Genomic DNA, 12,990 nt, shown 5'->3' with positions numbered 1-12,990 from the left:
CGATGAACGCCCCCGAGAACCCCGACAACACCGTAGTCGCCGCCCTCCGCGCCGCGGTCAAGGAAACCGACCGGCTCCGGCGGCAGAACCGGCTGCTGGTCGCCGCGGCCAAGGAACCCATCGCCGTGGTCGGCATGGCCTGCCGGTTCCCCGGCGCCGTCAACTCCCCCGAAGCGCTCTGGGAGATGGTCGCCAGCGGCACCGACGTGATCTCCGGATTCCCCGAGGACCGCGGCTGGGACCTGGACGCGCTGCGCAACAGCGCCACCGACGCCCGCGACACCTCCGTCAGCCAGCGCGGCGGATTCCTCGACTGCATCGCCGACTTCGACCCCGGCTTCTTCGGGATCTCCCCGCGCGAGGCGGTCACCATGGACCCCCAGCAGCGGCTGCTGCTGACCACCGCCTGGGAGGCCGTCGAACGCGCCGGCATCGACGCCAGCACGCTGCGCGCCACCCGCACCGGCGCGTTCATCGGCACCAACGGACAGGACTACGCCTACCTCCTCGTCCGCTCCCTGGACGACGCCACCGGCGACGTCGGCACCGGCATCGCAGCCAGCGCCGCCTCCGGCCGGCTCTCCTACACCCTCGGCCTCGAAGGCCCCGCCCTCACCGTCGACACCGCCTGCTCCTCGTCGCTGGTCGCCCTGCACCTGGCCGTGCAGGCGCTGCGCAACGGCGAATGCGGCATGGCGCTGGCCGGCGGAGTCAACGTCATGTCCACACCGGGCTCGTTGATCGAGTTCAGCCGCCAGGGCGGACTGGCCCGGGACGGCCGCTGCAAGGCGTTCGCGGACGCCGCCGACGGCACCGGATGGTCCGAGGGCGCCGGTGTGCTGCTCTTGGAGCGGCTCTCCGACGCCCACCGCAACGGCCACCCGGTGCTCGCCGTGGTCCGCGGCTCCGCCGTCAACCAGGACGGCGCCTCCAACGGCTTCACCGCCCCCAACGGCCCCGCGCAGCAACGCGTCATCCGCCAGGCCCTCGCCAACGCCGGCCTCACCACCGGCGACATCGACGCCGTCGAGGCACACGGCACCGGCACCCCGCTCGGCGACCCCATCGAGGCCCAGAGCATCCTCGCCACCTACGGCCAGGACCGCACCGCACCGGTGCTGCTCGGCTCGATCAAGTCCAACATGGGCCACGCCCAGGCCGCTTCCGGCGTCGCCGGCGTGATCAAGATGATCATGGCGATGCGGCACGGCACCCTCCCGCAGACCCTGCACATCGACCGGCCCTCCACCCACGTCGACTGGACCGCCGGCGCCGTCGAACTCCTCACCGCCGCCCGCCCCTGGCCGGCCACCGAACGACCGCGCCGCACCGGCGTCTCCTCCTTCGGCGTCAGCGGCACCAACGCCCACGTCATCCTCGAACAGGCCCCCGACACCCCCGCCCCCACCATCGACGACACCCCGCCCCGCACCCCGCGGACGCTGCCCTGGGTGCTCTCCGCCCGCACCGGCGCCGCGCTCCGCGACCAGGCCGCCGCCCTGCTCGACCACCTCACCACCGAGGCCACACCCCGCGCCCTGGATACCGCGCTCTCCCTCGCCACCACCCGCGCACCCCTGGAACACCGACTCGCCCTCGTCACCGACCCCGACGGCACCTCCGGACGACACGCCCTGACCGCCTGGCTGGCCCACGGCACCGCCCCCGACACCCACGAGGGTCACGCCGTCGGACGCCCCCGCTGCGCCGCCCTCTTCTCCGGCCAGGGCGCCCAACGCCTGGGCATGGGCGCGGAGTTGCACGACGCCTTCCCGGTGTTCGCCCAGGCCCTCGACACCACCCTCGACCTGCTCGACGCCGAACTGGGCGGCTCCCTGCGCGAGGTGATCTGGGGCGCCGACGACGCACCCCTGAACGAGACCGGCCACACCCAGCCCGCGCTGTTCGCCGTCGAGGTCGCGCTGTACCGGCTGCTGGAATCCTGGGGCGTCCGGCCCGACTTCGTCGCCGGCCACTCCATCGGCGAAATCGCCGCCGCCCACGTCGCCGGGGTGTTCTCCCTGGAGGACGCCTGCACGCTCGTCGCCGCCCGCGCCGCACTGATGCAGGAACTCCCGGCTGGCGGCGCCATGGTCGCCGTCGAGGCCACCGAGGACGAGGTGACGCCGCTGCTCACCGACGGCGTCGCGATCGCCGCCGTCAACGGCCCGACCTCGCTCGTCGTCTCCGGCGAGGAGGCCGCCACCCTCGCCGTCGCCGCCCACCTCGCCGAACGGGGCCGCCGCACCACCCGACTACGGGTCAGCCACGCCTTCCACTCGCCGCTGATGGACCCGATGCTGCCCGAGTTCCGCACCGTCGCCGAGGGCCTGACCTACCACGAGCCGCAGATTCCGGTCGTCTCCCACCTCACCGGCACCCTGGCCGACAGCACCCCGCTCGGTACGCCCGACTACTGGGTCCGGCACGTCCGCGAGGCCGTCCGCTTCGCCGACGGCATCCGCACCCTCGCCGACGCCGGCGTCGACCTCTTCCTGGAAATCGGCCCGGACGGCACCCTCGCCGCCCTCGCCCAGCAGTCCGCGCCCGACGTGGCCGCCGTCCCGATCCTGCGCAAGGACCGCCCCGAGGAGCCGTCCGCGGTCGCCGCGCTGGCCCGACTCCACACCCTCGGCGTACCGGTGGACTGGTCCGCGTTCTACGCCGGCACCGGCGCCCGCCGCACCGAACTGCCCACCTACGCCTTCCAGTACGAGCGCTACTGGCCCAAGGCCACCTACCGGCCCGCCGACGCCACCGGCCTCGGCCTGACCGCCGCCGACCACCCGCTGCTCGGCGCCGCCATGTCCGTCGCCGGATCCGACGAACTCCTCCTCACCGGCACCCTGTCGCTGGCCACCCACCCCTGGCTCGCCGACCACGTCGTCGGCGGCATGGTCTTCTTCCCCGGCACCGGATTCCTCGAACTCGCCGTGCGCGCCGCCGACCAGGCCGGCTGCGACCGCGTCGAGGAACTGATGCTCGCCGCGCCGCTGATCCTGCCCACCACCGGCGCCGTCCAGATGCAGATCGCGATCGGCGCCGCCGACCAGGACGGCTCCCGCGAACTGCGCTTCTTCACCCGCCCCGGCACCGACCAGGACGCCGCCTGGACCCAGCACGCCACCGGCCGGATCACCGACGGCGCACACCTGCTCGCCCTCGACACCACCACCTGGCCACCCCGCGACGCCCAACCCCTCGACATCGACGGCCTCTACGACCGCTACCGCGCCAACGGGCTCGACTACGGCCCCGTCTTCCGCGGCCTGCGCGCCGTATGGCGCCGCGACACCGAGATCTACGCCGAGGTCGCCCTGCCGGAGGGCACCACCGACACCGACGCGTACGGCCTGCACCCCGCCCTCTTCGACGCCGTCCTGCACAGCACCCTCTTCGCCTCCGCCGACGGCGACGACCGCAGCCTCCTGCCGTTCGCCTGGAACGGGGTGTCCCTGCACGCCTCCGGCGCGACCGCGCTGCGCGTGCGGATCACCAACTGCGGCCCCGACGCCGTGCAGATCACCGCCGTCGACCCCCAGGGCCACCCGGTCGTCTCCGTCGAATCGCTGACCCTGCGCGCCGCCGGCCCCGACACCGGCGCCGACGCCCGCCGCGACGACGCCAACTCCCTCTTCCGCATGGACTGGACGCCCCGCACCGTCCACGCCCCCGCCGCCCCCGCCACCTGGGCCGTCCTCGGCGACGACCCGCTCGGTCTGACCGCCGCGCTCACCGCCGCCGGCACCGACACCGTCGCCGCACTCCACGCCCCCCTCGTCACCCTCGCCCAACTCACCGCCCACGACGACCGCCCCGTGCCCGACATCGTCGCGGTACCGCTACACGGCGCCACCGACCACGGACCGGCCGCCGCCCACGAACTGACCCGCACCGTCCTGGAACTGCTCCAACAGTGGCTCGCCGACGACCGCTGCGCGCGCTCCCGGCTCCTGCTCGTCACCCGCGGCGCGGTCGCCGACGGCACCCGCGCCCCCCTCGACCTGGCCGCCGCCCCCCTCTGGGGGCTGGTCCGCACCGCCCAGTCCGAGAACCCCGGCCGCCTGTTGCTCGTCGACCTCGACGACACCGCCGCGTCCGCCGCGCAACTCCCGCTGCTGCCCGCCCTCTTCGACGCCGACGAACCGCAGGCCGTGGTCCGCGCCGGCACCGTCCGGGTCGGCCGGCTCGCCCGCCTCGACTCCGGCACCGGCCTCGTTCCGCCGCCCGGCACGCCCTGGCGGCTGGGCAGCCGTGCCAAGGGCAGCCTCGACGGCCTCGCCCTGCTGCCACACCCCGAGGCCCAACGGCCGCTCACCGGCCACGAGGTCCGCGTCGAGGTCCGGGCGGCGGGCCTGAACTTCCGCGACGTCCTCAACGCGCTCGGCATGTACCCCGGCGACGCCGGCCTGTTCGGCTCCGAGGCCGCCGGCGTCGTGACCGAGGTCGGACTGGAGGTCACCGGCCTCGCCCCCGGCGACCGCGTCATGGGCATGCTCTTCGGCGGCTTCGGCCCGCTCGGCATCGCCGACGCCCGCCTCCTCACCCCCGTCCCCGAGGACTGGTCCTGGGAGACGGGTGCCTCGGTGCCGTTGGTGTTCCTGACCGCGTACTACGCCCTGCGGGAGTTGGGTGGACTGCGGGCGGGGGAGCGGGTGTTGGTGCATGCCGGTGCCGGTGGTGTGGGGATGGCGGCGATCCAGATCGCCCGTCATCTGGGTGCCGAGGTCTTCGCGACGGCCAGTGAGGGCAAGTGGGAGGTGCTGCGTTCCCTGGGGGTGGCCGATGACCACATCGCCTCCTCCCGGACCCTGGACTTCGCGGTGTCGTTCGCGGAGGTCGCCGGTGACGGCGGCCTGGACGTGGTGTTGAACGCGTTGTCCGGCGAGTTCGTGGACGCCTCGATGGGGTTGCTCGGTGCGGGCGGCCGGTTCCTGGAGATGGGCAAGACCGACATCCGGGAGGCCGACTCCGTCCCGGACCGCCTCGCCTACCACTCCTTCGACCTCGGCATGGTCGATCCCGACCACATCCAACGGATGCTGCGCGACCTCGTCGACCTCTTCGACCGCGGGGTGTTGACCCCGCTGCCGCTGCGCAGTTGGGACGTGCGTCGCGCCGGTGAGGCGTTCCGCTTCATGAGCCTGGCCCAGCACACCGGCAAGATCGTGCTGACCGTGCCGCGGTCCCTCGACCCCGACGGCACCGTCCTGATCACCGGCGGCACCGGCGGCCTGGCCGGCCTGCTCGCCCGCCACCTCGTCACCGCACACGGCGCCCGCCACCTGCTGCTCGCCGGCCGGCGCGGCCCCGACGCCCCGGGCGCCGTCGAACTCCGCGCCGAACTGGAGGAGTTGGGTGCCCGCGTCACCCTCGCGGCCTGCGACGCCGCCGACCGCACCGCCCTGACCGGGCTGCTCGCCACCGTGCCCGCCGACCACCCGCTCACCGCCGTCGTGCACACCGCCGGCGTGCTGGACGACGGCACCCTCACCGCCCTGACCCCCGACCGCCTCGCCACGGTCCTGCGCCCCAAGCTGGACGCCGCCTGGCACCTGCACGACCTCACCCGCGACCACGACCTGGCCGCGTTCGTGCTCTACTCCTCGACCGCCGGCGTCATGGGCGGCCCCGGCCAGGCCAACTACGCGGCCGGCAACGCCTTCCTCGACGCGCTCGCCGCCCACCGCCACGCCCTCGGCCTGCCCGCCACCTCGCTCGCCTGGGGCGCCTGGGAACAGGGCGCCGGCATGACCGGCGGACTGACCGACCACGACCTGAACCGCGTCAGCGAGGCCGGCGGCCTCCCGCTGCTCTCCGCCGCCCGCGGCCTCGCCCTCTACGACGCCGCCACCGCCGCCGACGAACCCCTGATCGTCCCGCTCGGCCTCACCGGCGGCGCACTGCCCGCCGCGGTCGGCGTCCCCGCCGTCCTGCGCGGCCTGGTCCGCGCCACCGGTCGCCGCGCCCGGGCCGGCTCCGCCGGCGTCTCCCGCGCCGGCCTCGCCGAGCGTCTGGCCACCCTCCCCGAGGACGAACGCACCCCGTTCCTCGTCGAGCTGGTCCGCACCGAGGCGGCCACCGTCCTCGGCCACGGCTCCACCGAACCCGTGGACGCCCGACGAGAGTTCCGCCAGCTCGGCTTCGACTCGCTCACCGCCATCGAACTGCGCAACCGGCTCGGCAAGGCCACCGGCCTCACCCTGCCCGCCACCCTCATCTTCGACTACCCGACCCCCGACCGGCTCGCCGACTACCTCCACGACGAACTCCTCGGCGCCGACGCCGCGGTGACCGTCACCGCCGCGGCACCGGCCCCCGCGGCCGACGACGACCCGGTCGTCATCGTCGGCATGGCCTGCCGCTTCCCCGGCGGCGTCGGTTCCCCGGAAGACCTGTGGGACCTGGTGGCCACCGGAACCGACGCGATCACCGGCTTCCCCGCCGACCGCGAGTGGGACCGCCACCCGGCGCTCGGCGGCGCCCAGGGAGCCCCCTCAGGACAGGGCGGATTCCTGCGCGACATCGCCGACTTCGACGCGGCGTTCTTCGGGATCTCCCCGCGCGAGGCCCTCGCCATGGACCCGCAGCAGCGCATCCTCCTGGAGGTCGCCTGGGAGGCCGCCGAACGCGCCGGCATCGACCCGCACTCCCTGCGCACCACCCCCACCGGCGTGTTCATGGGCGTCAGCGGCCAGGACTACGCCGGACTCGTGATGCGCTCCCGGGACGACATCGCCGGCCACGCGACCACCGGCCTCGCCGTCAGCGTCGTCTCCGGCCGCCTCGCCTACGCCCTCGGCCTGGAAGGCCCGGCACTCTCCGTCGACACCGCCTGCTCCTCCTCCCTGGTCTCCGTGCACTTGGCCGCCCAGGCACTGCGCGCCGGCGAGTGCACCATGGCGCTGGCCGGCGGCGTCACCGTCATGACCACCGCCGCCAACTTCACCGGCTTCTCCCGGATGGGCGGCCTCGCCCAGGACGGCCGCTGCAAGGCGTTCTCCGACGCCGCCGACGGCACCGGCTGGTCCGAGGGCGCCGCCGTCCTCGTCCTGGAACGGCTCTCCGCCGCCCGCCGCGCCGGCCACCGCGTCCTCGCCGTGGTGCGCGGCTCGGCCGTCAACCAGGACGGCGCCTCCAACGGCCTGACCGCACCCAACGGCCCGGCCCAACAGCGCGTCATCCGCCAGGCCCTCGCCAACGCCCACCTGACCCCGGCCGACGTCGACGCCGTCGAGGCGCACGGCACCGGCACCCCGCTCGGCGACCCCATCGAGGCCCAGGCGCTGATCGCCACCTACGGTGCCGACCGCGATCCCGAACGCCCGCTGCTGCTCGGCTCGGTGAAGTCCAACATCGGCCACACCCAGTCCGCCGCCGGCGCGGCCGGCCTGGTCAAGATGGTCATGGCCATGCGCCACGGCACCCTGCCGCGCACCCTGCACCTCACCGAACCGTCCTCGCACGTCGACTGGTCGGACGGCACCGTTCGCCTGCTCGCCGAAGAGACCCCCTGGCCGGAGACCGACCGACCGCGCCGGGCCGGCGTCTCCTCCTTCGGCATCAGCGGCACCAACGCCCACGTCATCCTGGAACAGCCGTCCGCCGAAGCCGAACCCGCGCCCGCGGACGACCGACCCGCCCCCACGGTGGTCGCCTGGCCCGTCTCCGCGCAGACCCCGGCCGCCCTCGACGCCCAACTCGACCGCCTGCGCACCGCCGCGACCACCCTGCCGCCGCTCGACACCGCACACACCCTGGCCACCGGCCGCTCCCTCTTCGAACACCGCGCCGTGCTGCTCGCCACCCACGGCGCCACGGAGACCGAAGGCGCCACCGACACCGACGTCACCGGCCTCACCGAGGTCGCCAGGGGGGCGGCAACCCCCCGTCGCACGGCCTTCCTCTTCTCGGGTCAGGGTGCGCAGCGGGTGGGTATGGGGCGTGAGTTGTATGCGGCTTTCCCGGTGTTTGCGGATGCTTTTGATGAGGTTGTGGGGTTGTTGGATGTGGAGTTGGGGTGGGGTGTTTCTTTGCGGGAGGTGATGTGGGGTGGTGAGGGTGTGTGTGGGTTGTTGGATCGGACGGGTTGGGCTCAGCCGGCGTTGTTTGCGGTGGAGGTGGCGTTGTTCCGGTTGGTGTCGGTGTGGGGTGTGCGGGTGGAGTTTGTGGCGGGGCATTCGGTGGGTGAGGTTGTGGCGGCGCAGGTTGCTGGGGTGTTGTCGTTGGGGGATGCGTGTCGGTTGGTTGCTGCTCGGGCGCGGTTGATGGATGGGTTGCCGGAGGGTGGCGTGATGGTGGCGGTGGAGGCGGGGGAGGAGGATGTCGTTCCGTTGTTGGGTGGTGGGGCGGTGGCCGTTGCGGCGGTCAACGGGCCTGCTTCGGTGGTGGTTTCAGGTGCTGAGGGTGACGTTGGGCGGGTTGTGGAGCAACTGTCCCGGCGGGGGGTGCGGACGCGTCGCTTGTCTGTCAGTCATGCTTTTCATTCTCCGTTGATGGATCCGATGCTTGATGAGTTCCGGGTGGTTGCGGAGGGTCTTGAGTATCGCGAGCCGCGGATTGCGGTGGTGTCGAATGTGACGGGTGAGGTGGCTGCGGCGGGGGAGTTGGGTTGCGCTGATTATTGGGTGCGGCATGTGCGGGCGACCGTCCGGTTCGCCGATGGTGTGCGGGCGTTGGCGGAGCGTGGCGCGAACGCCTTCCTGGAGATCGGCCCCGACGGCGTCCTCTCCGCGCTCGCCCGCACCGTGCTGCCCGCCGATGCGCTCGTGACACCCACCCTGCGCAAGGACCGCGGCGAGGAGAGCGCCCTGCTCACCGGATTGGCGCGGCTGCACGTCGCCGGCGAGACCGTCGACTGGGGCGCCGCCCTGGCCGGTACCGGGGCGCGGGGCGTCGACCTCCCGACGTACGCCTTCCAACGCGAGCGGTTCTGGCCGGAGCTGGCGACCGCGTCCGATGGCGTTGGTGCGGACGCCGCCGATGCGGAGTTCTGGGCCGCTGTGGAACGCGCGGACGTGTCGGCGCTCGCCGCCCGCCTGGACATCGACGGCGAACAACTCGGCCCCGTACTGCCCGCACTGTCCGCCTGGCGCACCCGGCACCGCGCCGACTCGGCCGTCAACGCCCTGCGCTACCGGGAGGGTTGGGAACCGCTCACGCTCGACGGAGCGCCGCGCGGCGGCGGCATTCTGGCCGTCGTCCCCGCCGCCGTGGCCGACGACCCGTGGATCGCCGACGTGCTCGCCGCCCTCGGCCCGGACGCCCACCGGGTGGACGTGGCCGGCGACGGCACCGGCCGGGCCGCGTTCGCCGCACTGCTCGCGGCGGCGCAGGACCCCGACCGCGGTGAACTCGCCGCCGTCGTCTCACTGTTGGCACTGGACGAGACCACCGGTGACGACGCGGTACCCGCCGGCGTCACCGCCACCGCGGCCCTCGTCCAAGCCCTCGCCGACACCGGCTGCCCGGCCCCGCTCTGGGCCCTGACCCGGGGCGCGGCCGCCGCGCTCCCCGGCGAGCAGCCGGCGGCGCCCGCGCAGGCCGCCGTCTGGGGACTGGGCCGGGTCGCGGCGCTGGAACTCCCGCGCCACTGGGGCGGGTTGATCGACCTGCCCGTCGCACTCGACGAGCGCACCGCGCGCCGGCTGCCCGCCGCACTCGTGGGCGCCGGCGACGAGGACCAGCTCGCCCTGCGCGCCACCGGCACCTACGGCCGACGCCTCACCGCGGCGCCCGCCCCCGACCACGCCCCCGACGCCGCATGGCGGCCCACCGGCACCGTGCTGATCACCGGCGGCACCGGCGCCCTCGGCCGGCATACCGCCCGCTGGCTCGCCGCCCACGGTGCGGAGCACCTGTTGCTGCTCAGCCGCCGCGGCCCCGACGCACCCGGTGCCGAGGACCTGGCCGCCGAACTGACCGCCCTGGGCGCCCGCGTCACCCTCGCGGCGTGCGACGCCGCCGACCGGCAGCAACTCACCTGGGTCCTCGCCGAGATCCCCGCCGACCGCCCGCTGACCGCCGTGGTGCACGCCGCGGGCGTCCTGGACGACGGCGTGCTGACCGGCCTCACCCCGGACCGGTTCGCCGCGGTCTTCCGCGCCAAGGTCGCCCCCGCCCTCCTCCTGGACGAACTGACCCGGGACGCCGGGCCCACGGTCTTCGTGCTGTTCTCCTCCGTCGCCGGCGCCGTCGGCAACCCCGGCCAGGCCGGCTACGCCGCGGCCAACGCCGTCCTCGACGCCCTCGCCGAGCGGCGCCGCGCACAGGGCCTCGCGGCCACCTCGATCGCCTGGGGGGCCTGGGCCGGCGACGGCATGGCCGCCCGCCACACCCGCCCCGGCGCCGACCCCGTCGGGCTGCTCGCCCCGGACCTCGCCGTACCGGCCCTGGCCCGCGCGGTGACCGAGCCGCACCCCACCCTGATCATCGCCGACCTACAACAACCCCGGCTGCTGGAATCGTTGCTGGCCCTGCGGCCCAGCCCGCTGCTCGGCCGACTGCCCGCGGCCCGCGCCGCGGCCCGCGCGGTCCAGGAGGCGCACCGCCAACAGGCCGGCGCCGCCGCCGAACTGCGCGACCAACTGGCCGCCACCGCACCCGCCGACCGCACCGGCGTCCTCCTCCGCGCGGTCCGCACCACCGCCGCCGCGGTGCTCGGCCACCGCGGCGCCGACGCCATCCGGACCGACAAGCCCTTCCGTGACCTCGGCTTCGACTCGCTGACCGCCGTGGAACTGAGCAACGCCCTCGCCGCCACCACCGCCCTGCCCCTCCCGCCCAGCCTGGTCTTCGACCACCCCACACCGCGCGCCCTCGCCACCCACCTCCTCGCCGAACTCACCGGCGACCGGCCGGACTCCGCCCCGGCGACCCCACCGGCGCCGGCCGCCCCGGTCGACGACGACCCGGTCGTCATCGTCGGCATGGCCTGCCGCTTCCCCGGCGGCGTCACCACCCCCGAGGCGCTCTGGCAACTGCTGAGCGAGGGCCGTGACGGCATTGACGCGTTCCCCACCGACCGCGGCTGGGACCTCGACCTGCTCGCCGGCGACGGGCAGGGGCGCAGCGCCACCCACGTCGGCGGATTCCTCTACGACGCGGCCGACTTCGACCCGGGCTTCTTCGACATCTCCCCGCGCGAGGCCCTCGCCATGGACCCCCAGCAGCGGCTGCTGTTGGAGACCGCCTGGGAGGCCGTCGAGCGCACCGGCACCGACCCGACCCGGCTCCGCGGCTCCCGCACCGGCGTCTTCATCGGCACCAACGGCCAGGACTACGCGAGCCTCGTGCTCCGTGCCCAGGAGGACGTCGAAGGGCACGCCGGCACCGGACTGGCCGCCAGCGTCATCTCCGGCCGCCTCGCCTACGCCTTCGGCCTCGAAGGCCCCGCGGTCACCGTGGACACCGCCTGCTCCTCCTCCCTCGTCGCCCTGCACTGGGCCGCCCAGGCACTGCGCTCGGGCGAGTGCACCATGGCGCTGGCCGGCGGCGTCACCGTCATGACGACCGCCACCAGCTTCGCCGGTTTCACCCGCCAGGGCGGCCTGGCGCCGGACGGCCGCTGCAAGGCGTTCTCCGACGCCGCCGACGGCACCGGCTGGTCCGAGGGCGTGGGCGTCCTCGTCGTCGAACGCCGCTCCGACGCCCTCCGCAACGGCCATGACATCCTCGCCGTGGTGCGCGGCTCGGCCGTCAACCAGGACGGCGCCTCCAACGGCCTGACGGCGCCCAACGGCCCGTCCCAACAGCGCGTCATCCGCCAGGCGTTGACCGGCGCCGGCCTGACCCCGGCCGACGTGGACGCCGTCGAGGCGCACGGCACCGGCACCGTCCTCGGCGACCCCATCGAGGCCCAGGCGGTGCTGGCCACCTACGGCCAGGACCGCCCGCAGGACCGCCCGCTGCTGCTCGGCTCGGTGAAGTCCAACCTCGGCCACACCCAGGCCGCCGCCGGCGTCGCCGGCCTGATGAAGATGGTGCTGGCCCTCCAACACGGCTCCCTGCCGCGCACCTTGCACGTCACCGAACCCTCCACCCGGGTCGACTGGACCACCGGCGCCGTCCGAGTGCTCACCGAGCACACGGCCTGGCCGGAGACCGGCCGACCGCGCCGGGCCGGCGTCTCCTCGTTCGGCATCAGCGGCACCAACGCCCACGTCGTCCTGGAACAGGCCGCACCGGACGAGCCGGCCGTCGAGCCGGCCGCGGTGACCCGGACACCGGAGCTCATCCCGTGGGTGGTCTCGGCGCGTTCCGCCGCCGCCCTCGACGCCCAGATCGCCCGTCTGCGCGCCTTCGCCGCGGACCGGCCCGCCCTCCCGCCCGTCGACCTCGCCCACTCCCTCGTCACCAGCCGCGCCACCTTCGAGCACCGGGCCGTCCTGCTGGCCGCCACCGACGGCATCACCGAGACCGCCCGCGCGGAGGCCCGCGAACGCCGCACGGCCTTCCTCTTCTCGGGTCAGGGTGCGCAGCGGGTGGGTATGGGGCGTGAGTTGTATGCGGCTTTCCCGGTGTTTGCGGATGCTTTTGATGAGGTGGTGGGGTTGTTGGATGTGGAGTTGGGGTGGGGTGTTTCTTTGCGGGAGGTGATGTGGGGTGGTGAGTGTGGGTTGTTGGATCGGACGGGTTGGGCTCAGCCGGCGTTGTTTGCGGTGGAGGTGGCGTTGTTCCGGTTGGTGTCGGTGTGGGGTGTGCGGGTGGAGTTTGTGGCGGGGCATTCGGTGGGTGAGGTTGTGGCGGCGCAGGTTGCTGGGGTGTTGTCGTTTGGGGGATGCGTGTCGGTTGGTTGCTGCTCGGGCGCGGTTGATGGATGGGTTGCCGGAGGGTGGCGTGATGGTGGCGGTGGAGGCGGGGGAGGAGGATGTCGTTCCGTTGTTGGGTGGTGGGGCGGTGGCCGTTGCGGCGGTCAACGGGCCTGCTTCGGTGGTGGTTTCAGGTGCTGAGGGTGACGTTGGGCGGGTTGTGGAGCAACTGTCCCGCGGG

At 74.2% G+C, this 12,990-nt stretch carries 1 protein-coding gene; it reads left to right on the top strand.

Annotated elements, in window-relative coordinates; genetic code table 11:
* Positions 1 to 2 precede the first annotated feature (2 nt).
* A complete protein-coding gene (locus PV796_RS00455; protein WP_274910693.1) occupies positions 3 to 12,950 on the top strand; it encodes a type I polyketide synthase in 12,948 nt (4,315 codons plus the stop codon).
* The last annotated feature ends 40 nt before the right edge of the window (positions 12,951 to 12,990 follow it).

Source organism: Streptomyces sp. WZ-12, from assembly GCF_028898845.1.
GTDB lineage: Bacteria > Actinomycetota > Actinomycetes > Streptomycetales > Streptomycetaceae > Streptomyces.
The sequence above is the reverse complement of the archived record's forward strand: the minus strand, read 5'-3'. Positions and strand labels throughout refer to the sequence as shown.

What these genes read in the sequence shown, in the direction of transcription:
- PV796_RS00455 (WP_274910693.1), top strand. Translation starts at nt 3, where the DNA reads ATGAACGCCCCCGAGAACCCCGACAACACCGTAGTCGCCGCCCTCCGC.